Source organism: Amycolatopsis sp. (genome assembly GCF_035276945.1).
GTDB lineage: Bacteria > Actinomycetota > Actinomycetes > Mycobacteriales > Pseudonocardiaceae > Amycolatopsis_E.
Map to the genome: position 1 here is coordinate 1 of NZ_DATELF010000003.1, position 22,664 is coordinate 22,664.

General features: G+C 70.2%; 21 protein-coding genes and 2 pseudogenes. 5 read left to right on the forward strand and 18 right to left on the reverse strand.

The features are described 5' to 3' along the window. The 5 genes and pseudogenes from VJT49_RS00040 to VJT49_RS00060 all read right to left on the reverse strand — a co-directional run. Positions 1–286, reverse strand: a pseudogene (locus VJT49_RS00040) (haloacid dehalogenase-like hydrolase); the annotation flags it as partial. Positions 287–311: 25 nt separating this feature from the next. After that, the gene (locus VJT49_RS00045; RefSeq protein ID WP_324161810.1) at positions 312–1,076 is read right to left on the reverse strand and encodes a 3-oxoacyl-ACP reductase; all 765 of its coding nucleotides are present in this window, start codon (positions 1,074–1,076) and stop codon (positions 312–314) included. A 139-nt stretch (positions 1,077–1,215) separates the two neighbouring features. Continuing rightward, positions 1,216–2,579: pseudogene (locus tag VJT49_RS00050) on the reverse strand (aldehyde dehydrogenase family protein). Beyond that, positions 2,576–3,286 (reverse strand): gamma-glutamyl-gamma-aminobutyrate hydrolase family protein, encoded by a 711-nt coding sequence (locus VJT49_RS00055; protein WP_324162023.1) that lies wholly within the window; start codon positions 3,284–3,286, stop codon positions 2,576–2,578. The pseudogene VJT49_RS00050 and the gene VJT49_RS00055 overlap by 4 nt, the downstream one beginning before the upstream one ends. A gap of 82 nt (positions 3,287–3,368) precedes the next feature. Beyond that, positions 3,369–4,733: a glutamine synthetase family protein gene (locus VJT49_RS00060; protein WP_324161811.1), complete on the reverse strand. Its 1,365-nt coding sequence runs from the start codon at positions 4,731–4,733 to the stop codon at positions 3,369–3,371. A gap of 101 nt (positions 4,734–4,834) precedes the next feature. Between VJT49_RS00060 and VJT49_RS00065 the strand changes: the two genes are divergently transcribed. Both VJT49_RS00065 and VJT49_RS00070 read left to right on the forward strand, forming a co-directional pair. Then, entirely contained in the window at positions 4,835–5,653 is an 819-nt protein-coding gene (locus tag VJT49_RS00065) for an amidohydrolase family protein (RefSeq protein ID WP_324161813.1), read from the forward strand. 96 nt (positions 5,654–5,749) lie between these two features. Beyond that, positions 5,750–6,421: an MOSC domain-containing protein gene (locus tag VJT49_RS00070; RefSeq protein WP_324161815.1), complete on the forward strand. Its 672-nt coding sequence runs from the start codon at positions 5,750–5,752 to the stop codon at positions 6,419–6,421. Here VJT49_RS00070 and VJT49_RS00075 read toward each other — a convergent pair. The 9 genes from VJT49_RS00075 to VJT49_RS00115 all read right to left on the reverse strand — a co-directional run bounded on the left by VJT49_RS00075 (position 6,414) and on the right by VJT49_RS00115 (position 16,485). Continuing rightward, positions 6,414–7,463: an NAD(P)-binding domain-containing protein gene (locus VJT49_RS00075; protein ID WP_324161817.1), complete on the reverse strand. Its 1,050-nt coding sequence runs from the start codon at positions 7,461–7,463 to the stop codon at positions 6,414–6,416. The genes VJT49_RS00070 and VJT49_RS00075 overlap by 8 nt on opposite strands. A gap of 57 nt (positions 7,464–7,520) precedes the next feature. Then, the gene (locus VJT49_RS00080) at positions 7,521–8,195 is read right to left on the reverse strand and encodes an SRPBCC family protein (protein ID WP_324161819.1); all 675 of its coding nucleotides are present in this window, start codon (positions 8,193–8,195) and stop codon (positions 7,521–7,523) included. Positions 8,196–8,339: 144 nt separating this feature from the next. Beyond that, entirely contained in the window at positions 8,340–9,194 is an 855-nt protein-coding gene (locus tag VJT49_RS00085) for a xanthine dehydrogenase family protein subunit M (RefSeq protein WP_324161821.1), read from the reverse strand. Then, the gene (locus VJT49_RS00090; RefSeq protein WP_324161823.1) at positions 9,191–11,629 is read right to left on the reverse strand and encodes a xanthine dehydrogenase family protein molybdopterin-binding subunit; all 2,439 of its coding nucleotides are present in this window, start codon (positions 11,627–11,629) and stop codon (positions 9,191–9,193) included. Before VJT49_RS00090 ends, VJT49_RS00085 begins: the two co-directional genes overlap by 4 nt. 1 nt (position 11,630) lies before the next feature. Beyond that, entirely contained in the window at positions 11,631–12,167 is a 537-nt protein-coding gene (locus VJT49_RS00095; protein WP_324161825.1) for a (2Fe-2S)-binding protein, read from the reverse strand. Between the two features lie 255 nt (positions 12,168–12,422). Further along, entirely contained in the window at positions 12,423–13,535 is a 1,113-nt protein-coding gene (locus tag VJT49_RS00100; RefSeq protein WP_324161826.1) for an XdhC/CoxI family protein, read from the reverse strand. Further along, positions 13,528–14,637 (reverse strand): vWA domain-containing protein, encoded by a 1,110-nt coding sequence (locus tag VJT49_RS00105; RefSeq protein ID WP_324161828.1) that lies wholly within the window; start codon positions 14,635–14,637, stop codon positions 13,528–13,530. The genes VJT49_RS00100 and VJT49_RS00105 overlap by 8 nt, the downstream gene beginning before the upstream one ends. A 125-nt stretch (positions 14,638–14,762) precedes the next feature. Beyond that, complete coding sequence (locus VJT49_RS00110) at positions 14,763–16,049, reverse strand: RNA polymerase sigma factor (RefSeq protein WP_324161830.1); 1,287 nt, start codon at positions 16,047–16,049, stop codon at positions 14,763–14,765. Between the two features lie 16 nt (positions 16,050–16,065). Next, positions 16,066–16,485, reverse strand: coding sequence for a YciI family protein (locus VJT49_RS00115; RefSeq protein WP_324161832.1), 420 nt, complete (start codon positions 16,483–16,485; stop codon positions 16,066–16,068). Positions 16,486–16,602: 117 nt separating this feature from the next. On the opposite strand from VJT49_RS00115, the gene VJT49_RS00120 reads away from it, so the two are divergent. Together VJT49_RS00120 and VJT49_RS00125 are read left to right on the forward strand one after the other, a co-directional pair. Next, entirely contained in the window at positions 16,603–16,995 is a 393-nt protein-coding gene (locus tag VJT49_RS00120; protein ID WP_324161834.1) for a hypothetical protein, read from the forward strand. Between the two features lie 649 nt (positions 16,996–17,644). Further along, complete coding sequence (locus VJT49_RS00125; protein WP_324161836.1) at positions 17,645–18,022, forward strand: hypothetical protein; 378 nt, start codon at positions 17,645–17,647, stop codon at positions 18,020–18,022. Between the two features lie 155 nt (positions 18,023–18,177). Here the strand turns inward: VJT49_RS00125 and fxlM are convergent, their stop codons facing one another. Genes fxlM through VJT49_RS00145 form a run of 4 tightly spaced genes read right to left on the reverse strand, consistent with a single transcriptional unit; the run spans position 18,178 to position 21,945 of the window. Next, a complete protein-coding gene (fxlM, locus tag VJT49_RS00130) occupies positions 18,178–19,383 on the reverse strand; it encodes a methyltransferase, FxLD system (RefSeq protein WP_324161838.1) in 1,206 nt (401 codons plus the stop codon). Then, entirely contained in the window at positions 19,380–20,624 is a 1,245-nt protein-coding gene (locus VJT49_RS00135) for a lanthionine synthetase C family protein (protein WP_324161840.1), read from the reverse strand. The genes fxlM and VJT49_RS00135 overlap by 4 nt, the downstream gene beginning before the upstream one ends. Further along, positions 20,621–21,268: a thiopeptide-type bacteriocin biosynthesis protein gene (locus tag VJT49_RS00140; RefSeq protein WP_324161842.1), complete on the reverse strand. Its 648-nt coding sequence runs from the start codon at positions 21,266–21,268 to the stop codon at positions 20,621–20,623. The genes VJT49_RS00135 and VJT49_RS00140 overlap by 4 nt, the downstream gene beginning before the upstream one ends. Beyond that, entirely contained in the window at positions 21,220–21,945 is a 726-nt protein-coding gene (locus VJT49_RS00145; protein ID WP_324161844.1) for an FAD-dependent oxidoreductase, read from the reverse strand. Before VJT49_RS00145 ends, VJT49_RS00140 begins: the two co-directional genes overlap by 49 nt. A 63-nt stretch (positions 21,946–22,008) precedes the next feature. On the opposite strand from VJT49_RS00145, the gene VJT49_RS00150 reads away from it, so the two are divergent. Further along, the gene (locus VJT49_RS00150) at positions 22,009–22,638 is read left to right on the forward strand and encodes a TetR/AcrR family transcriptional regulator (protein WP_324161846.1); all 630 of its coding nucleotides are present in this window, start codon (positions 22,009–22,011) and stop codon (positions 22,636–22,638) included. The last annotated feature ends 26 nt before the right edge of the window (positions 22,639–22,664 follow it).

Consider the following 22,664-nt stretch of genomic DNA (forward strand, 5'->3'; position numbering starts at 1 on the left):
GGACCGGACGCAGGAGCCCGTCGTGTCTGAGGACCCAGGAGAGGGTGGCGTCGGTGACGTCGTTCTTGGTGACGGTGTTGTCCCAGTCGAAGACGGCGACCGGGTGGCCGCCGGCTCCTGAGCAGGTACCGCGCTCGTCGATCACCTGCTGGAGGCGGGCGCGGTTGTCGCCGTACCAAGTGCCGGTCAGGCGGGGGCAGTTCGAGGGTGCGGAGACGGGGTGGGCGGTGGGCGCGGCCGCCAGGGCGGCGGCCGCGGCCAGGGTCCACGCGAGAAGGGGTCGCATACGCGTGGACCGTACCGTTTCGTCCCTACAGGGGCGTGACGTACGCGCCCGCGATTCCGCCGTCCACCAGGAAGTCGGTGGCGTTGACGAAGGAGGAGTCGTCGCTGGCCAGGAAGGCGACGGCGGCGGCGATCTCCTCCGGTTCGGCGAACCGGCCCAGCGGCACGTGCACCAGCCGCCGCGCCGCGCGTTCCGGGTCCTTGGCGAACAGCTCCCGCAGCAACGGCGTGTTGACCGGCCCCGGGCAGAGCGCGTTGACCCGGATGCCCTCGCGCGCGAACTGCACGCCGAGTTCGCGGGTCATGGCCAGCACCCCACCCTTGGACGCCGTGTAGGAGATCTGCGAGGTCGCCGCGCCCATCACGGCCACGAAGGACGCGGTGTTGACGATCGAGCCCCTGCCCTGCCGCCGCATGTGCGGGATGGCGTACTTGCAGCACAGATACACCGACGTGAGGTTGACCTCCTGGACCTTCCGCCACGCGTCGATGCCGGTGACCAGGATCGAGTCGTCCTCAGGCGGCGAGATCCCGGCGTTGTTGAACGCGACGTCCAGCGAGCCGAATGAGTCCACAGTGGACTGGAACAGTGCCTCGACCTGGCTCTCACTGGTCACGTCGGTGGCGGCGAACTCGCCGTTCACCTCGGCGGCGGCGGCCTTCCCGGCCACCTCGTCGACGTCGGCGATCACCACCTTGGCGCCCTCGCTCGCCAGCCGCCGCGCGGTGGCGAGACCGATTCCGCTGCCGCCGCCGGTGATCACGGTTACGCGCCCGTCGAAACGCTGCATTCAAACCTCCATTTTCATGCAACCCGCGGGGGCGGGTAGCCAGGCCGTGACTCTGTCGTCAACTGCCGGTCGACCGCGTCGGCGGCCCGCCTCCCCGCCCCGTACCGGGTGTCCCTCTCATCAGAAATGCTTGTCTCGCCTATTCCACCGCGTCCGTATTGATGAACACGTTTTTCGTTTCAGTGAAGGCCGCCGCGGCGTCGGGACCGAGTTCGCGGCCGAGGCCGGACTGCTTGAAGCCGCCGAACGGGGTCCAGTAGCGCACCGACGAGTGCGAGTTGACCGACAGGTTGCCCGCCTCGACCGCCCGGGAGACCCGCAGTGCCCGCCCCACGTCGGAGGTCCAGATGGACCCGGACAGCCCGTACTCGGTGTCGTTGGCGAGACGGATCGCGTCGGCCTCGTCGGTGAACGGACGACGGCCACCACGGGACCGAAGATCTCCGCTGTGACCAGCGGATCGGCGAGCGACCTCGGGGTCACCACGGTCGGCGGGAACCAGAAACCGGGGCCTTCGGGAGCGCTGCCGCGAAACGCGACGGGCGTCTCGCCGGTGACGTAAGACGACACCTTCGCCTTGTGCTGAGCGGAAATCAACGGCCCCATCTCGGTGCCCTCCGTACCGGGATCGCCCACGACCACACCGTTGACGGCAGGCTCGAGCAGCTCCATGAACCGGTCGTAGACCGATTCCTGCACGAGGATCCGCGATCGGGAACAACAGTCCTGACCCGCGTTGTCGAAGACGCCGTAGGGGGCGGTGGCCGCCGCGCGCTCAAGGTCGGCGTCGGCGAAGACGATGTTGGCGCTCTTGCCGCCCAACTCCAAGGTCACCCGCTTCACCTGGTCCGCACAACCGGCCATGATCTGCTTGCCGACCGCGGTGGAGCCGGTGAACACCACCTTGCGCACGGCCGGATGGGTCACGAAACGCTGCCCCACCACCGCTCCCTGACCCGGCAGGACCTGGAAGACGTCTTCGGGGACACCGGCTTCCCGGGCGAGTTCGGCCAGGCGCAGGGCGGTGAGTGGGGTCAGTTCGGCCGGTTTGAGCACCACGGTGTTGCCCGCGGCGAGCGCGGGGGCGAAACCCCAGGCCGCGATGGGCATCGGGAAGTTCCACGGCACGATCACGCCGACCACGCCGAGCGGTTCGTGAAAGGTGACGTCGACCCCGCCCGGCACGGGGATCTGCTGCCCGAGCAGACGTTCCGGCGCGGCGGCGTAGTAGTGCAGCACGTCGCGGACGTTGCCCGCCTCCCAGCGCGCGTTGCCGATCGGGTGCCCGGAGTTGACGACTTCGAGCCGCGCGAGATTTTCGAGATCGGCGTCGACCGCGTCGGCGAACCGGCGCAGCAGCCTGGCACGGTCGCCCGGGGCGACGACTCGCCAAGCGGGCAGGGCCGCCTGCGCCTTCGCGATGGCCTCGTCCACTTCCGCCACGGAGGCGAGCGGAACCTCCCGGATGACCTCCTCGGTCGCCGGGTTGATCAGTTTCGTCATCGAGCCTCTCCCACCAGCGCAGCGAACAGCCGCGGGTCTCCGGCGCCGGCGGGCGCGGTCCCGTCGTCCTGTTCGGGATGCCATTGCACGCCCAGCACGAAGTCCTCGCCGGGCAGTTCGACGGCCTCGACGACGCCGTCCGGCGCCCAGGCCACCGCGGCGAGGCCATCGCCGAGCCGGTCCACCGCCTGATGGTGGTAGCACTGGATTTTCGCTTCACTGCCCAGGATTCCGGCCGCCCGGCTGCCTTCCGCGACGGTGACGCGGTTGGGACCGTAGGTCGCCGGAGCGGGTTGGTGCTCGGTGCCCACCACGTCGGGCAGGTGCTGGGTGAGCGTGCCACCGAAGGCGACGTTGAGCACCTGCATTCCCCGGCACACCCCCAGCACGGGCAGGCGCCGCCGCAGGGCCTCGCGCAGGAGCGCGAACTCGAACGCGTCGCGTTCGGGCCTGCTGATCGTCTTCTCGTGCGCGGCCCGGCCGTAGCAGGCGGGGTCGATGTCCGCACCACCGGCGAGCACCAGAGCGTCCACGGCGGACAGTACCGAAGTGTCCTCACCCATGGACGGCAGCAGTACCGGCACACCACCTGCCGCCACCACACAGTCCACATAGGACATGGGCAGCAGTGCGGCGGCGGTCCCCCACACTCCCCACTTCGCCTGCTCGACGTAGGTGGAGATGCCAATGCGGGGCTTGGGACGCAGAAGATTCGCGCGGCTCCCAGGGTGAGCGGTGAGCGTGCCCGAAGCCGGAGGCCTCGCGCGGGGCCGCGGAGAAGACTGCTTGTCAGAGGCGTTCGAAGCCACGGATACGCTCCCAATCGGTGACGGCGGCGTCGAAGGCGGCCAGTTCGACCCTGGCGGCGTTGAGGTAATGCTCGATCACGTCGTCGCCGAAGGCCTTGCGCGCCACCTTGCTCTCCGCCAGCAGCCCGGCCGCCTCGCGGAGGGTGCTCGGGACGGTCGGCTTGTCCGAGTCGTAGGCGTTTCCGATGAACTCGGGCTCGAGCGGCAGTTCGTTTTCGATGCCGTGCAGCCCGGCGGCGACCAGCGCGGCCACCGCGAGATAGGGGTTGACGTCGCCGCCCGGTACCCGGTTCTCCACCCGTAGCGACTCGCCGTGCCCGACCACGCGCAGCGCGCAGGTGCGGTTGTCGGTGCCCCAGGCGACGGCCGTCGGCGCGAAGCTGCCCGGCGCGAACCGCTTGTACGAGTTGATGTTCGGCGCGAGGAAGTAGGTCAGCTCGCGCAGGCAGGCCAGCTGCCCGGCGAGGAAATGCTCCATCAGCTCGGAGAACCCACCCGGCCGGCCGCCGGCCAGCACGGCGTCGCCGTCGCCTGCGCGGAGGCTGATGTGGATGTGGCAGGAGTTGCCCTCGCGCTCGTTGTACTTCGCCATGAAGGTCAGGCTCCTGCCCTCCTGCGCGGCGATCTCCTTGGCACCGGTCTTGTAGATGCTGTGGTTGTCGCAAGTGGACAGAGCTTCGGTGTACCGGAAGGCGATCTCGTGCTGGCCCGGGTTGCACTCGCCCTTGGCCGACTCGACATACAGGCCGGCGCCCGCCATGTCGTTCCGAATGCGCCTCAGCAGCGGCTCCAGGCGGGCGGTGCCGAGCATCGAATAGTCCACGTTGTACTGGTTGGCCGGGGTCAGCTCGCGGTAACCGCGCTGCCAGGCCTGCTCGTAGGTGTCCCCGAAGACGATGAACTCCAGCTCGGTGCCGACGTAGGCGGCCAGCCCGCGTTCGGCCAGCCGGTCGAGCTGGCGGCGCAGCACCTGCCGGGGAGACGCGGGAACGTCACCACCCTGTACCCGCTCGACATCGCAGAGCACCAGCACGGTGCCCTCGTGCCACGGCACGTGCCGCAGCGTGGACAGGTCCGGGCGGAGCACGAAGTCGCCGTAGCCACGCTCCCAGGACGACATCTCGTAGCCGGCCACGGTGTTCATGTCCACGTCGACGGCGAGCAGGTAGTCGCACGCTTCGGCGGCGTGCGGGACGACCTCGTCGAGGAAGTACCGGGCGGCGCAGCGCTTGCCCTGCAGCCTGCCCTGCATGTCGGTCATCGCGACGAGCACCGTGTCCACGGCGCCCGAATCGGACAGTTCACGGAGCTCGTCGATGGTGAGCATGCCCTTGGCGTCGGTCATCCGCCAACCTTTCCGCGTGCCCCGTCAGCCGTCAATGGACCACTATTGATCCATTGGGCAACCCTGTCAAGGCGGTAGGTTTGCCGAGGAAGGGGAGGCCCATGCCGGACGAAGTCATCGACGTGTGGATGCAGCAGCCCAACGAAATCTTTATGGCGCAGCCCTGGCTCGAACCGCTGCTGCGCTGGACAGGCATGTCCCTGCTGGCGCCGCCGCTTTCGGCCACGCTCGACGCCATGGACGAGGCCGGGGTGCGGATGGGTCTGCTGTCCGCCTGGCACTCCCCTTCCGGCGTGCTGATCTCCAACGACGAGGTTGCCGCGATCGTCGCCACCCACCCGGACCGGTTCGCCGGGATCGCGGCGGTGGACCTGGCGGACCCCGTGCGGGCCGTGCGCGACATCCGGCGGTGCGCGCGGGACCTGGGATTCGTGGGGGTGCGCGTCGTGCCCTGGTTGTGGAATCTCCCGCCCAACGACCGGCGGTACTACCCCATCTTTGTCACCTGTGTCGAGGAGGACGTGCCGTTCTGCACCCAGATCGGGCACACCGGCCCGCTACGGCCCTCGGAACCCGGCCGCCCCATTCCGTACCTGGACGAGGTGCTGCTGGACTTTCCCGAACTGGTCGTGGTCGGCGGGCACGTCGGTTATCCGTGGATGGCCGAAGTGCTGTCTCTGGCGAGCAAGTATCCGAACTTCCACATCGACACCTCGGCCTATGTGGTTCATCGTCTGCCTGCCGAACTGATCGAATTCATGCGCGGCCGGGGCCGGACCCGGGTGCTGTTCGGCAGCAACTACCCGATGCTGGGTGCCGGCACCTGTCTGAAACGGCTCGGCGAGCTCCAACTGGGCCCCGAGGCTCGCGAACTGTACTTGGGCGGCAACGCGCGGAGAGTTTTCCGGCTGCCGATTTGATACGGTCGAACGGGTCGAGAGGCGCTGCGACGGACCACGGTCCGCCACGCTCGACACGTCAAGGGCGCCTTCTTCTGCGGAGAAGGAGGCGGATCGATGCGTCGCGAAATCGGCCGGGTCGCCGGGTTGTGGCGTTACCCCGTCAAATCCAATGGCCGCCGAGCCGCTCGAGGAGGCCTGGCTGTCCTGGCACGGCCTGGCCGGGGACCGGCGCTGGGCCTTCGTCCGCGGGGGAAAGTGCGCAGCGGATTCCCCTGGCTGACCATCCGGCAGCGCAACGACTTGTGGCACTATGAACCGTTCTTCTCCACGCCGGAAAAGCCGGACACCTCGGCCGTGCTGGTGCGTTCGCCTTCCGGCGAGGTGCATGATGTGACCGACCCGGAACTGGCCGCCGAACTCGGCGACGTCCGTGTGCGGAAACAGGATCGAGGAATTTTCGACACCAGCCCGCTTTCCCTGATCACCACGAACAGCGTCGGCAGCTTGGACGTCCGGCGCTTCCGGCCCAACCTGCTCGTCGAAACGGAATCGGCCGAGGAGTCCTGGATCGGCTACGTGCTGCGGATCAAAGACCTGCGCCTGCGCGTGGACCGCCGGGACAGGCGTTGCGTGATCGTCAACATCGACCCCGACACCGCCCGCCGGGACCCCTCGGTGCTGCGCGCCATCGCCCGCGAGCACGACATGTGCCTGGGTGTCCACGGCTCCACGATGGCGCCCGGCCACGTTCGCCTCGGCGATCCGGTCGTGGTCGAAGCTACTTGAGCAGGTGCCGGATCTCGTGGGCGGCCGCGCGGCCCGCCCGGTTGGCGCCGATGGTACTGGCGGACGGGCCGTAGCCGATCAGGTGCAGGCGCGGCTCGGCCACCACGCGGCTGCCGTCCAGGCGGATGCCGCCGCCCGGCTCACGCAGCCCCAAGGGGGCGAGGTGGTCAAGGGCGGCGCGGAAACCGGTGGCCCACAGGATGACGTCGGCGTGTTGCTCGGCGCCGTCGGGCCAGACCACGCCACGAGGAGCGATCCGGGCGAACATCGGCCTGCGGTCCATGATCCCGCGCTCGCGGGCGCGGCGGACCTCCGGCGTCAGCATCAGGTCCGTCACGCTGACCACGCTGCCCGGCGGCAAACCGTCCCGGACCCGGCGCTCGACCTTCGCGACGGCCGCGCGACCGTACTCGGGCGTGAACTCCTCTTCACGGAACACCGGCGGGCGACGGGTCACCCAGGTGGTGCCGCTGGCGACCTCGGCGATCTCCAAGAGCAGTTGCACGGCCGAGGTGCCGCCGCCGACCACGATCACCTCGCGGTCCCGGAACTCCTCCGCTCCCTGGTAGTCGGCGGTGTGCAGCTGGCGCCCGGCGAAGGTCTCCTGTCCCGGATAGTGGGGCCAGAACGGTTTGTCCCAGGTTCCGGTCGCGTTGATCACCGCGCGGGCGGCCCACGCGTCCGTCACGCTCTCCACCAGGAGACGGTCGTCCGCGCGGCTCACCGAACGTGCGTCCACCGGGCGCGACACGGGCAGGTCGAAGGTCTTCTCGAACCGGCCGAAGTACGCGGGCACGGCCTCGGCGGCGGGCAGGTCCGGGTCGGGCGTGCCGAACGGCATGCCGGGCAGGTCGTGAATGCCATGCACCTTGCCCAGCGTCAGCGACGGCCAGCGGTACTGCCACGCCCCGCCGGGCCGCTTGCCGTGATCGAGCACCACGAACCCGGACCCGTTCCGGAACCCGGCTCGGCGCAGGAAATACGCGGCCGACAGACCGGCCTGCCCCGCGCCGATCACCACCACGTCGGTCTCGCTCCGCACACCCCGTACAACCCGCCGCCGGGCCCGATCTTTCCCGGGATGTGGGAGAACCCACTCCTACCGGCGACGAATGGCGCGGATGATCGCCAGCACGCCGAGGAAGGCCACGACACCGGCGAGTACCGGCGCGAGGCGCTTGGCGATCGAAGTGCCCGCGTAGTCGAACAGGTCGATGGCCTCGGCCTCCTGCCGGGGCGCCGGCTTCACGGCCTCAAGCTTGGGTTTCGCCGGCTCTTCCGCCGCCGCTCCGGGCTCCGCCGCTGCCTCCGCCGGTTCGGCCGCCGCCGCGGGCTGCTGCAACTGCTCCGCCAGGTTGGACGCGAACTGGTCGAGGATCTTGCCGCCGACCTCGGAGATCATGCCGCGGCCGAACTGGGCGGGGCGGCCGGTGACGTTCAGGTCGGTGGCCACCGCGCCCTTCGTGCCACCGTTCTCCTCGGCCAGCGTCACGGTCACCGTGGCGGCCGCCGTGCCCGCGCCGCGGGCGTCCTTGCCGGAGGCCTTGATGACGATCTTGCGAGCCGCCTCGTCGGCCTCCAGGAACTCCCCGGACCCCTTGTAGAGCAGGGAGATCGGACCGAGCTTGACCTTCACCGTGCCGGTGAAGGTCTCGCCCTCGACCTTGGTCAGCGTCGCCCCCGGCATGCACGGCGCCACGCGCTGCGGGTCGGTGACGGCCTGCCAGACATGCTCAGGCGATGCCGGAACGGTGAACTCATGGTCAAGCCGCACGGCCCGACCTCCCTTCTGCCGAACTTTTCAGCGTCAGTCAAAACCCGTGTGCGGACCCACCGTTGCTCTCCGTCACCAGGTACCCGTCGCGCGTTTCGAATGACGTATCTGCCTTAAGGTCACCTTACTGGCGTCCAACGGCTCCTAACCGGTGAGAGCGGCGGAAACCGCCCGCGCGGTGAGCACCCGGGAGAGCTCCTGGCGGTACTCGACGTCGGCGTTCGAGTCCGGGGTGGGCGCGGTGCCCTCGGCGGCGTGCTCGGCCGCCGAGCGGATGGCCTCCGCGGTCGCCGGCTGGCCGACCAGCGCCTGCTCCACCGCCGTGGCCCGGACCGGGGTCGAGGCCATGTTCGTGAGCCCGACCCTGGCCTCGGCGATCGTGTCGCCCTCGACCCGGACGGCCGCCGCCACCGCGACGATCGACCAGGCCTGCGCGACCCGGTTGAACTTCTCGTAGTGCGCGCGCCAACCGGTGAACTTCGGCACCCGCACCTCGACCAGGATTTCTTCCGGCGCGAGTGCCGTGGTGAAGAAGTCCTGGAAGAACTCCGCGGCCGGGACGGTACGCCGCCCGTCCATGCCCGCGATAACCATTTCCGCGTCCAGCGCGAGCGCCGGGGCGAGCAGGTCGCCCGCCGGATCGGCGTGTGCGATCGACCCGCCGAAGGTGCCGCGGTGCCGGACCTGCGGGTCGGCCACCGTGTCGGTTGCCTTGGCCAGTAGCGCGGCGTGCTCGGCGATCAGGTGGTCGCGCTGAACGTCGTAGTGCGTGGTCATGGCGCCGATGGCGAGGTGGTCTCCCTCGTCCCGGACGCCGCGCAGCTCGGCGATCCGGCCCAGGTCGACGATCTTCGACGGAGCGGCCAGCCGCATCCGCAGCACCGGCAGCAGGCTCTGCCCGCCGGCCAGCACCTTGGCGTCCTCCCCCGCGTCGGCCAGTGCCTGCACCGCTTCGTCCACTGTGGACGGAGCGATGTAGTCGAAGGCAGCGGGAATCACTGTGCACCTCCAGTAGCGTCGATCGAACCCAGCCCACCGCCTGCTTCGGCGCCGAGGCCGCCCGCGCCGGTCCGGCCGCGGTGGATCGCGGACCAGACCCGCATCGGCGAGCACGGCATCTCGACGTCGTTGACGCCCAGGTGCCGGATCGCGTCCACCACCGCGTTGACCACCGCCGGGGTGGAGGCGATGGTGCCCGCCTCGCCGACTCCCTTGACGCCCAAGGGGTTCGTGGTCGACGGCGTCTCCGTCCGGTCGGTGGTGAAGGACGGCAGATCGGCCGCCGACGGCAGCAGGTAGTCGGCGAACGTGCCGGTGGTAAGCGTGCCGCTCTCGTTGAACACGGCCTCCTCGAACAGGGCCTGCGCGATGCCCTGGGCGAGCCCGCCGTGCACCTGGCCCTCCACGATCAGCGGGTTCACCACGGCCCCGACGTCGTCCACCGACACGTAGGACCGCAACTGGACGCGCCCGGTCTCGGTGTCCACTTCGGCCGCGCACAGGTGCGTGCCGTGCGGGAACGAGAAGTTCTCCGGGTCGTAGACCGCCTCCGAGTCGACCGACGGCTCGACGCCCTCCGGCAGGTTGTGCGCCATGAAGGTCGCGAACACGACATCCTGGATCGTGGTCGACTTGTCGGTGCCCCGCACGGTGAACTTGCCCTGCTCGAACTCGAGGTCGTCCGGCGAGCATTCCATCAGGTGGGCGGCGATGGTGCGCGCCTTGGCGATCACCTTGTCCGCCGCCTTGACCACCGCGATCCCGCCGACGGCCAGCGACCGCGACCCGTAGGTGTCCAGGCCCTTGTGCGAGGACTGGGTGTCGCCGTGGAGCACCTCGACGTCCTCGAACGGCACGCCGAGCTGGTCGGCCACGATCTGGCTCCACGCCGTCTCGTGGCCCTGACCGTGCGCGGAGGATCCGGTGATCACCTCGACCTTGCCGGTGGGCAGCATGCGGATCGCCGCGTGCTCCCAGCCGCCGGCACCGTAGTCGAGCGAACCGAGCACCCGCGACGGCGCGAGCCCGCACATCTCGGTGAAGGTCGAGATGCCGATGCCGAGCTGGACCGGATCATTGCGCTCCCGGCGTTCGGCCTGCTCGCGGCGAAGCCCGTCGTAGTCGAACAGCTGCTTGGCCTTCTCCGTGGCGGCCTCGTAGTTGCCCGAGTCGTAGGTCAGCCCGGACACGGTGGTGAACGGGAACTCCTCGTGCTTGATCCAGTTCCTCTCCCGCAGTTCGAGCGGGTCCATGCCGATCTCGGCGGCGAGCTCGTCCATCATCCGCTCGATGCCGAAGGTGGCCTCCGGCCTGCCGGCGCCGCGGTAGGCGTCGGTGAGCGTGGTGTTGGTGAACACGTTCGTGCAGGCGAAGTGGTAGGCCGGGATCTTGTAGATCGCGTTGAACATGAACGCGCCGAGGATCGGCACGCCCGGCCCGACCAGGCCCAGGTAGGCACCCATGTCGGCGAGCAGTTCGACCTTGAGCCCGGTGACCGTACCGTCGCGGTTGGCGCTGATGGTGATGTCCTGGATCTGGTCACGGCCGTGGTGCGCGGTTTGCATGGTCTCCGAGCGGGTCTCGGTCCACTTCACCGGCTTGCCCAGCTTCAGCGCCACGAGCAGGGCCAGCGCCTCCTCCGGCAGCACGGCGATCTTGCCGCCGAAGCCGCCGCCCACATCCGGCGCGATCACCCGCAGCTTGTGCTCGGGGATGCCGAGGGTGAGCGCCGCCATGGTCTTGAGGATGTGCGGGATCTGGGTCGCCGACCACATGGTGATCTGCGCGCTGGTCGGGTCCACCACGCACGACCGGGGCTCCATGAATGCCGGCACCAGCCGTTGCTGGCGGAACCGGCGCTTGAGCACGACCTCGCCGGTGTTGATGGCTTCTTCGACGCTGCCGCCGGTGCCGGCTTCGCCGGAGTCGAACACCCACAGGGCGTTGCGGTTGGTGCCCAGGTCCTCATGGACCAGTGGGGCGGCTTCCGCGAGCGCGTTCTCCAAGCCGAGCACGACCGGCAGCTCGTCGTAGTCGACGTCGATCCCCTCGAGCGCGTCACGCGCCTCGGCCACGCTCCGGGCGACCACGGCGGCGACGCCCTCGCCCGCGAAGTTGACCTGCTTGTCGGCGAGCACCGGGCGGCGCGGATGCTTCATGTCCGGCGTGACCGGCCAAGCGCACGGCAGCCCGATCGCGCCGTCGGGGTCGAGATCGGCGGCCGTGTAGACGGCTTCGACCCCCGGCATGCCCCTCGCCTCGGTCGTGTCGATCGAGTTGATCCGGGCGTGCGCGAACGGGCTGCGCAGCACGGCGATGTGCAACATCCCGGGCAGCGTGATGTTGTCCGTCCAGCGGGTCCGGCCCGTGATCAGCCGGGCGTCCTCTTTACGAGTGCGGGCCTTGCCCACCTCGGGTTCGATGGTCGCGGTCATTTCACTCGCCTCCGACCCCGCTCGGGGCGCGCGTGGCCTCGGGCTCGGTCACCCGCTCGGCCTCGGGTCCCGCGCCGGGGCTCATGTGACGGGCGGCGTCCCGCACCGCGCGCACGATGTTCTGGTAACCGGTGCAGCGGCACAGGTTGCCTTCCAGGCCCTCGCGGACCGCCTTCTCGTCCGGATCGGGGTTGTCCGCGAGCAGGTCGATGGCCTGCATGATCATGCCGGGGGTGCAGAAGCCGCATTGCAGCGCGTGGTTGTCGTGGAACGCCTGTTGCACCGGGTGCAACTGGCCGTCGCGGGCCAGACCTTCGATCGTGGTGATCTCGCAGCCGTCGGCCTGCACGGCGAGCACCGAACAGGACTTCACACTGTGCCCGTCGAGGTGAACGGTGCAGGCCCCGCAGTTGCTGGTGTCGCAGCCGATGACGGTACCGACTTTCCCGAGTTTGTCCCGCAGATAGTGCACGAGTAACGTTCGGGGTTCGACCTCATCGGTGTACTGGGTTCCGTCGACAGTGACGGTGATACGCATCAGGCCTCCTGGATGGAGCGTGATCGGCTTCATACCGAGCCTGCTCCTTATGGCGCCCAGGGACAAGTCCGAGTGGACGAGCGCTTCCGCCCCACTCCGCAAGTGCGTCACCAGTGGACTGGTTATCACCGCATCCGCGGATCAATGATCGACGAACGGGCCATTCGTACACGTACGAACCCACCACTCGTGGCGGTGAGCGGGCGGGCGCAGGTTTCCTGCCCGCACCGCCACGCGAACCACTTCAAAACGGTCCTACGCGTGGATGCGGCCGGAGAGGTCGCTGAGGCGGCGCCCGCCACCGCCCCAGCGCAGGGCGATGATCTCGGCGGCGATCGACACCGCGGTCTCCTCGGGTGTGCGGGCACCCAGGTCGAGGCCGATCGGGGAAGCCAGGCGGGACAGTTCCTCCTCCGTCAAACCGGCCTCGCGCAGGCGTGCCAGCCGGTCGTCGTGGGTGCGGCGGGAACCCATGGCGCCGACGTAACCGACGTCCAGCCGGAGTGCGACCTCCAGCAGGGGCACGTCGAACTTCGGGTCGTGGGTGAGCACGGCGACCGCCGTGCGCCGGTCGATCCGGCCCGCCTCGGCTTCGGCCTTGAGGTACCGGTGTGGCCAGTCCACGACCACCTCGTCCGCGTCGGGGAACCGGCTCGCCGTGGCGAAAACCGGCCGCGCGTCGCACACCGTCACCTGGTAGCCCAAATAAGAGCCCATGCGCGCCATCGCGGCGGCGAAGTCGATCGCGCCGAACACCAGCATCCGTGGCGGCGGCTCGAAGGAGTTGACGAAGACGGACATGCCCTCGCCGCGGCGCTCGCCTTCGAGACCGTAATGCAGCGTTCCGGTGCGCCCGGTGGCGAGCAGCCCGCGGGCGTCGTCGACGACGGCATCATCGATGCGGTCGGTGCCGAGACTGCCCGCGGTGCGGTCCGGCCACACGATCATGTGCCGCCCGACGCGGGCGGGGTCGATGTGCTCGACCACGGTGACCACCGCCACCGGCTGTCCCCTGTGGACGGAGTCGACCACCTCCGCCAGCTCGGGCAGGGTCTGCCGGTCGATCCGCTCGACGTAGATGTCGATGATCCCGCCGCAGGTCAGGCCGACCGCGAACGCGTCGTCGTCGCTGACGCCGTAGCGCTGGAGCACCGGCTTCCGGTCCGCCACGACCTCCTGCGCCAGCTCGTAGACCGCGCCCTCGACGCACCCGCCGGAGACGCTGCCCACCACCTCACCGTCCGCGCCGACCAGCATCGCGGCGCCCGGGGCTCGGGGCGCCGAGGAGAAGGTGGACACCACGGTGCCCAGGCCGACCGCCTCGCCGTCGGCCCAGCGCTTGTACAGCTCGTCCAGCACGTCATGCATCGCGTATCTCCACCAACAGTCGTTCCAAAGTGGCCAGGCTGTGACCGGCCAGCAGACGATCGATATGCGGGAGCGCCGCCGCGATGCCCGACTGCACCGGGGCGTAGCCGTCGTGGCCCGCGTGCGGGTTCACCCAGAACACGGCATGCGCCAGGCGCCGCATCCTGGCCAGCTGCTCGCCGAGCAGGCTCGGGTCGCCGCGCTCCCAGCCGTCGGAAAACACCGTGACCACCGCGCGCCGCGCGACCCCGCGCTGCCCCCACCGGTCCAGGAACACCCGCAGCGTTTCGCCGAGCCGGGTGCCGCCCGCGAAGTCCGCGACGGCTTCCCCGGCGGCGAGCATCGCGCGTTCCGGGTCCCGCTGCCGTAACTGCCGGGAGACCCTGGTCAGCCGGGTGCCGAGGGTGAACACCTCCACGTCGGCCGGGGCGCGCCGGACCACGACGTGGGCGAACCGGAGCAGCGCGTCCGCGTAGGGGCTCATCGAGCCGGAGACGTCCAGCAGCAGTACGACACGCCGCAGGCGACGAGACGCATGCCGGTGCGCCGGCCGGACCAGCTCGCCCCCGCCCGCCAGCATCGCGCGCAAGGTCCGGTCGGGGTCGAGCGAGCCGCGCCGGGCCGGGCGCTGCCGCTGCGATCGCCTGGTCGGCAGTTCGGGCCGCAGCACGGCGAGCAGCTCCCGCAGATGCCGCCGCTCGGCCGAGGTCAGCTCGGAGAGATCGCGGTGCCGCAGCACTTCGACGTCGGTCGCGGCCACCCGCAGTTCGTCGGACCCGCCCTCGGCATCGCCGCCCTCGGCGAGCTCCTCCGCCATCGCGGCGACCCTGGCCTGCTGCTCGCGGCGGACCGTGGCCGGCTTCGGCTCGGGGGTGGCCGCGGCGAACCACTGGGCGAAAGCGCTGTCATAGCGCGGCAGATCGTCGGGGTCGGCGCAGAGCGTGACCCGGCCCGCCCAGTACAGCTGGCCGGTTTCGGCGACATCCACCCGCTCGACGGCGTCGAGATAGGCCTGCACCCGCTGCGGCCCGCACGGCAGCCCGGCTTCGCGCAGGGCGGTCGCGAAACCGACGAGGCTCGGCAACGGATCAGGGGTCGTCACCTTTCCATTGTTCCTCACTTTCGCCGGTGCTCTCGGCTACGCTCTTGTCGCCTGCGGGTACAGCCCCCGGTGACCGGCACCGGCGAGCCACCTCGGCCCGGCCCCGCCGTGATCGCCGCCTTTAATCAGCCGAGGTCGGCGAGCTTGCGCTCCAGCACCGCCCGCTCGCGCGCGTTGCCGCACAGCCGGGCCGCGAGCTCCAGCTCGGCGCGCGCCTCGCCGGTGCGTCCCAGACGGGCGAGCAGTTCCCCGCGAACGGTCGGCAGCAGGTGCGAGTTCGGCAGTGCCTCGGCGGTCACCAGCTCGTCCACGATCGGCAGGGCGGCGGCCGGTCCCTGGGCCATGGAGACCGCCACCGCCCGGTTGAGGTCGACCACGGGTGACGGCGCGAGCCGGCCGAGGGCCTCGTAAAGGAGCACGATGCGCTCCCAGTTCGTCGCCTCGACCGACCCGGCGATGGCATGGCATTCGGCGATCGCCGCCTGTAAGCCATAGGCGCCCAGTCCCCGGCCGACCTGCTCCGCGCGTGCCAGTGCCGCTCGTCCCCGGCGGATCGCGGCGCGATCCCAGCGGCGGCGGTCCTGGTGCTCCAGCAGCACCGGCTCGCCGTCCGGTCCGGTGCGCGCGGGGAACCGCGCCGCGGTCAGCTCGAGCAGCGACAGCAGGCCGTTGACCTCGGGCTCGTCCGGCACCAGCCGGGCCAGCACCCGGGCGAGGCGTCGCGCCTCGCTCGCGAGGTCGAGCCGGATCAGATCGTCACCGGAACTGGCCGAGGACCCTTCGGTGAAGATCAGGTAGACCACGCTGAGCACCGAGCCGAGCCGCTCGGCCCGCTCCTCGGCCGGCGGCACCCGGAACGGCACCCGGGCCGCCCCCAGGGTCTTCTTCGCGCGGGTGATCCGGGCCTGCACGGTGGCGGTCGGGACGAGGAAGGCCTTGGCGATCTCGTCGCTCGTCAGACCGCCGACCACTCGCAGGGTGAGCGCGACCCTCGCCTCCCGCGACAGCACGGGATGGCAGGAGATGAACATCAACGCGAGCACGTCGTCGTCGATCTGGTCCGGATCCCACAGCACGTCCTCGGCCCCCCGGGCCGGATCGGCGGGCACGCTCCCCGAGGCGACGCCGCCCTCGCCCAGGTCGTGGGCGAGGGCGGCGTACCTCTCGTCAAGGGCAGAGCGCCGTCGGAACGCGTCGATCGCGCGACGCCGGCCGACGGTGAGCAACCACGCCGCGGGGCTGCGGGGTACACCGTCACGCGGCCAGGTCACGAGTGCCTCGGCCAGCGCCTCCTGGGCGAGATCCTCGGCCAGCGCGAAGTCGCTGGTGTGCCGCGCGAGCGCACCGACGATCCGGGCGGACTCGATGCGCCAGACGGCGGCGACGGCCTCACGGCCGGTCGGACCGGACATCTCCTGGTCGATCCGCTCAGAGCTGGCCGGTGGCCTCGCGCCACGCCCGCTCCTTCTGGACCCACTCGTTGTCCTGCGGGAACTCGTCGATCGTGGCGACCCGGCGGATCTCGGTCCTGAAGCCCGGGCCGGTCATCGGCGAACGCTTGGCCCACTCGACGGCCTCTTCCTTCGATGCCACGTTCAGGATGTAGAACCCGCCGAACAGCTCCTTCGTCTCGCCGTACGGGCCGTCGGTCACCACGGGCGGCTCGGACGAGTGGTCGACCACCACGCCCTCGGCGGCGTCGTCGAGTCCCTCCGCGGCGACCAGCACGCCGGCCCGGATCATCTCGTCGTTGTACTTGCCGACGGTTTCGAGCATCTCGTTGAAGTCGATGCCCATCATCTTCGAGAAGGCTTCGTCGGTCGCACGCATGATCAGCATGAACTTCATCGCTGGTTTCTCCCTGTTTGTCCGGGTCCCTCTGTGGCGACCCTCTCACCCCTGGGTCGAACGGAAAATCCGGGGATCGACACCCCGCCGATCCTTTTTTCGAAAGACACCCCCTGCTTGTTCGAGCGGACCTCCCAGCGCATCCGCGAACGGTTCGAGCCCCGGTTCCCGCATGTCCATGCGCATCGGCTACGTCACACGTTCGCGATACAGACCCTGGAACGGCTTGTCGGTGGCCACTACGAGCAGGTCGCGCAGGCGGAGCTGGCAACGCGCGGCGACAGCGCCTTGGCGCTGTATCTGACCAAGTGCGACCCGCTGACGGTGCTGCGTGACCTGCTCGGTCACAGCAGCGCGCTGCCCACCGAGGCGTACCTGCGGCGCCTGGACATGACCCGGGTCTACGCCGACGCCTACACCCGGTCGGCCGCCAAGCACGGGCTCGCCGACCGGGCAGCGGCGGAACACGAGGCCAACGAGGAATTCGACGACGACCTGGAGGACATCTGATGCCCGCGACCCTGCTTGAGCAGCCATTGGGGCTGTCGTGCCTGTTCAGTAAGGGCACTCGCGTGACCGCCGAAGTCGGCGAAACCGCCGAAGTGAACCCGACGTTGAGCCAGGAGTTGCTGGAGGGCCTGACTAACCTGGTCCATCCGCACGGCCGGATCGACGCCGCGAGCACCGTGTGGAACTACATATTCGGGCTGCGGAAACTGGTGACCTGGCTGTCCAATGCCGGCTTCACCGGCTCGGCCGCCCAGTTGAGCCGGGCGCGGCTGGCCGAGTTCTGGATGGGCTGCGGGCACGTCACGGAGCAGACGACCCGAGGGCTACTCAAGGCCGCACACGAGCACCAAGTCGTAGTGCTGTCGGCGGAGACGTGGGGGCTGGTGCAGGGGCGGGCGTTCAACCCGCAACGCCGCACGCTCCATACCCCGTTGACCCCGTACACGGAGGGCGAGTGGACGCGGCTGCGGGACGCCTGCCAGGACGTGATCCGGCCACCGTTCGCCGCGCATCGGCGCGCGCTGGAGGCGGCGGAGCGGGGACAAGACCCGAAGACTGGCTGGTGGACGCCGGAGAACATCCGGTGGCTGCTGCGAGAGTGGGGGCCGATCGGTGTTCGGGGCATCGCGAAATACCTGGGGAACCACCGTTGGACGATCTCGCGCTGGGGCGGGACGCCGCCGGGCACACCCCGGCAGACCCGGTCGACGACGCGGCCCTGGCCGAACTGGCAGCCCACACCGCCAATAGCGAGGAGCCTGGCGAGAACGGTGATCGGGAGGTGCCGGAGGTCCTGGCGCTGCTGGCCGAGGCCATCGACGACCGGGAAACCGGGATCATCGCGACCGCCGAACTGGCGGACCGGATCGGCTGGGACGCCAAGACCCTGGGTGAGACCCTGCGACGACTCGGGCTTCCCACGCCACACCCGCCCCGGCAACGTGTCGGTGGCAGCAGAAACCCTGTCTCCGTCCAGGACATCGGCGCGATCATCGCTGCGATCGCGTCCTATTTGGACGTCAGGTAGGTCGGCACACGTGCGCCGACCTACCTGTGCCGATTTCGCCGGGCGTCAGCGGCGCCAGGACCAGCCCCAACACCGGCTGTGCGGCCCCTCGCTGTCGGTCCGCACACCACCATGTGCTCGGCGTCGCTGGCACCGTCCAGGTCGGCTGTGCGGGGTCAGTAGGACAGCACGAGCCGGGTTTGCTGCTTGGTGACGACCAGCCCCTGGGCCGGCTCGTCGTCGGGTGTGTCTGCGGGGTAGGCGGTGATGGTGGGTTGGGCGGCGCGGTCGCGGTCCCAGGCGCGGATCTGCTCGCACAGCCGTTCGGCGAGGGTCGCTCCGGCGGGGCCGTGGCCGGTGGCGCCGAGTTCGTACCGGCGCTCGCCCGCGTCCTCGACGGGGCGGGGTTTGGTGAGGTAGGCCAGCGAATCGCCCTCGACGAGGGCCGGGGTGCGGTACGGGAAGGCCGCCGTGCAGACGCCCGCCTCCAGCGCGGTGTCGTCGGCGGCCAGGCGGCAGGTGCCGGGTTCGGTGGCGGTCAGGCGCAGCCAGATGCCGTCGAAGGGCTCGTTGGGCACCACCGTGGCACCCGACCACACGGTGGTGTCGGTGCCCGTGAAGACGTTCCGCAGTGCGTCCAGGTCGATGGGCTGGTCGGCATCCCAGTACAGGGCAACGTCGGTGGTGATGTCGCGGGTCTGTTCCCCGGTGGGAACGATGCCGATCATGGGGATGAAGCCGCAGAGCTGGCTGTCGTGGGCGCGCAGCACGGCGTCTTCGTGGACGAAGGCGACGCTGCGGGCCTGACCGCGCCAGTGCAGCGGCACGACCAGCCGGCCGCCCGGGGCGAGCTGGTCGAACCACGCCGCGGGCAGGTCCCACGGCCCGACCGTGACGATGATCTTGTCGTAGGGGGCGTGTTCGAGGTCGCCGAGTGCGCCGTCACCGGTGAGCACGCGGACGCGGCCGTAACCGGTCTCGTTCAGGGCGGTGCGGGCGTGGTCGGTGACGTCGGGGTGAATGTCGATGGTGGTGACCTGGCCGTGCTCGCCGACGAGTTCGGCCAGGAGGGCGGCGTTGTAGCCGGTGCCGGCGCCGATCTCGAGGACGTTCTCGCCCGGTCGGGGGTCGAGCTGGTCGAGCATCATGGCCACGACGGTGGGCACGGAGGCGCAGCTGGCGGGACGGTTCTCGCCGGGTTTGATCGTGATGGCCTTGTTGGCATAGGCGTCCTCGGCCGAGGCTTCGGGCACGAACCGGTGCCGGGGCACGGTGCGCAGCGCCTGCTCGATGCGGCTGGAGCGCAGGTGACCTGCCTGTTTGATGTTTTCGACCATGCGGTCGCGCAGGTCCTCCGGGCCGCTGCTGGTCATGCTCGTCATGCGCTTCCTTCCAGGTGTGTTTCTTGCAGGGCCGGTGGTGCGGTGAGCAGGCACGCGTCCCACCGCGCGGCGGGCGGCGTGCCGGTGTTCACGCTGGTCGGGGTGCTGGTGATGGTGTGCTGAACCAGCGCGACGCCCGCAGCGCCTTCCAGCATCCCCTCGGGGTCTGATAGTTGCGGGTTTTCCTGCCGCCAGCGGGCCAGCAGGGGCGGGAGCAGGCGGGCGATGTCGCTGTCTGCTCCGGCGTCGGCCGCCGCCCGCCAGGCTGTGTGTGCGAGCCCGGCCCAGCCGTGGCACAGCGAGCCGTCGCGGAGCCGGGCGAGCTGAGCGTCATCGGCGATGCAGCTGGCGAGCGCGGCTTCGGCCCGCCGCCGCCGCGGGGGGTCGGCCAGTGCGCGGCCTGCCAGTTGGCGGGCGCGGGCCAGTCCGGGGGTTCCGTAGCACCAGGACGGCCGTTGCGGGCCTGGCTGGCCGATAGAGCCGGTTCGGTACTCGGTGCGGGTGATCATGCCGGGCCACCACGGTCGGGACGGGGTGCCGCAACGCCAGCCGTCCAGCCAGGTGTCGAGGTGGTCGATGGTGTCGGTCTGGCCGGGCACGGTGATTCCGTCCAGCGTCGCGCTGGCCAGCAGCGCCAGCGGCCCGGCGATCCCGTGTGCCATGCCCAAGTTGCCGTGACCGCCCGGCCAGTCCGGCGAGGGATGATCGGCGGGCCCGTGGCCCGTCCACCAGCCGGGCACGGTCTGGCCGTCGACGGTGATCGGTTCGGTGAGGCGGACCAGGTAGGACAGGACCTCGCGCAGCAACTCGGTGTGGCGGGCATGCAGCAGGTAGACGCCGATCCCGGTCAACCCGTTGATCAGGTCGAACTCACGCAGCCGGGGCAGCTGTCCGCGCTCGATGCGCTGGTGGGCCCGGTCCAGGCGGCACCGGGTGAGCGCGGTGATGTGGCCGTCGAGGGCGGCCAGCGCGGTGGCGTATTCGGGCCGCGCGGCGATGCGCAGGACGTAGGCGACCGCGGGGGCGCCGCGGAACAGCCCGCAGGCGTCCGGGTCGGCGACCACGGGGTGGCGGGTCATCGCGGTGACCCACTGGTGGGCGGTGCCCTGGTCTCCGGCACCGCTGTGGGCGTAGGCGACGTGCAGCAGCGCGATCCCGGCCGCCCCGGCGCCCAGCGACTGGCTCCACTCCGGCGTGGGATCGTGCCCGGGTGGTGGTGTGAGCGGATCGGTCAGCCTCACCCCTGCTCGCCGCCTTGCTGTCGTGTCCGCCAGGCCAGCGCGGCCTGCCGTGCCAGGCGGCGACAGGTGCGTTCGCTGTCCGTGTCGATGCCGATCGCCCGGTTGTGGTGCATGTGCAGCAGCGACTCCACCACCCGGTCAAGGTCCGCCTCCGGCGGCAGTTGCTTGCGATAGGAGGCCAGCACCTCGGCGCGGGCCAGCCAGGCGTGGCCCACCGCCGGAGCCCAGCCCGGCATCGCCCGCACCGTGGCGACGTCGGTGGCCAGGTGGATGGCCTGATCGGTCACCGCCCGGTCGACAGCGGGCGTGGAGGGCACCGGCCGGGCGGCCAGCCAGTCCATCGCCTCGGCAAGATCGCCGACGAACCCGGTCACGATGCCCACCATGTTCGCCACGGCCAGGGCGGTCGGGTGCACGGCGCCTGCAGGCAGCTCCCGCAGCGCAGTAGCCACGAGCTGCGAGTCGGCCACAAAGACATCCTCGGCCGCGCTCATCGCCAGGCCGTGCCCGTAGCGGCCGACCTCGGGGTGGTAGGTGTCGATCACCAGCCGCCCGGCCACGCCTGCCTGCCGCATACGCTGCGTCCACTCTCCGATCATGTTCGTGTGCGTAGCGTAGCGGCCGGAGTCGGTGCGGATCCGCAACCGGAGGTGGTCTGTCTCCGCAGTGCTGCGGGTAAAGGTTCCGGTGGCCGCTGGGTCTGTGACGCCTCGTCCTTTCCGGGTGCGTGGGCGCTGATCCCGGGGGCATCCGGCGGGCGGTGCCGCCTCCTGCCCGCCGCATATCGCGGGCAGGGATGACGGGGCCGGTGGGAGCGTCGCGGCCACGACCCCGAGCGGTGAAACCGCACACGGCGAGTCCGGCCACAACGCGCACCCCACGGTATGATCACGACCACGCCGATCGAAACAGGAAGGAGACACGTGACCTCGGGGACATCGCTCCACCCAAGTTGGCAGCGAGCGACGCGAACAGGACACGGACCCTTCTGGACACGGCCACTGCGGCGACAAGCGGCGCCGACCATGATCCCGGCGAAATGTCCGGCCATCCTCGGCATCGGTGGCGCGTCGCCGGTCTGCTGCTTGAAAAACGCCTTCATCCGCTCGAAGGCCTGCCGCTTGTACTCCTCCACCGCGGGCAGCAGGCCGCGCCGGTACAGCGCCTCGGCGGTGGGCAGGTTGAATCCCCCCACCCTGACCGTTTGATCCACTTCGGACAGTCGCTCGACGACCAGCACGTCCACACCGGCCAGGCACAGCTCGCAGGCCAGCATCAGGCCGACCGGCCCGCCCCCGGAGATCACCACATCTGTGTTCATGACGCCCATCATGGGGGCAAACTTATACCGAGTCTATGTTTCGGTCGGGTATAGGATTAGCGTGTGGCGAGACAGGGACTACGTGAGCAGAAGAAGCAGGCGACCCGCCGGATGATCTCGAACATCGCGAGCGGCCTGTTCATCCAGCGCGGGTTCGACAACGTGACCGTGGCCGAGGTCGCCGAGGCCGCCGGCGTCTCGAAGATGACGGTGTTCAACTACTTCCCACGCAAGGAGGACCTGTTCCTCGACCGGCACGCGGACCGGCTCCAGGAGCTGGAGCAGATCATCCGCGAGCGCCCGTCCGAGGAACCCGTCCTGGCCACGCTTCGCCGCTACCACCACGAACTGCTGGCCACGGGGCATCCACTGTCCGGGGCGATCGACGGGGCACGCGGGTTCTGGCTCATCGTCAAATCCAGCCCCGCGCTCGTCGCCCGCACCCTCGAGCAGGACCGCGAAACCCGGGACATGCTTGCCCGGGTCCTCGCCGAGGAGATTCCCGACCGCACGGACGCCGAACTCGCGGCGACCGTGATCGCGGCGGCGACCGGCTCGGTCTTCGAGCACGCGATCAACCGGATCCTCGACGGCGCCGACGGGGACGAGGTCCGGCGTGACCAGGTCGCGGTCATCGACCGTGCCTTCGACCTCATCGAAGGCGGGCTCGGCGAAATCCCGGGCGTTTCCTGAGCCGGCCTACTTTTCGGCCGGCGAGC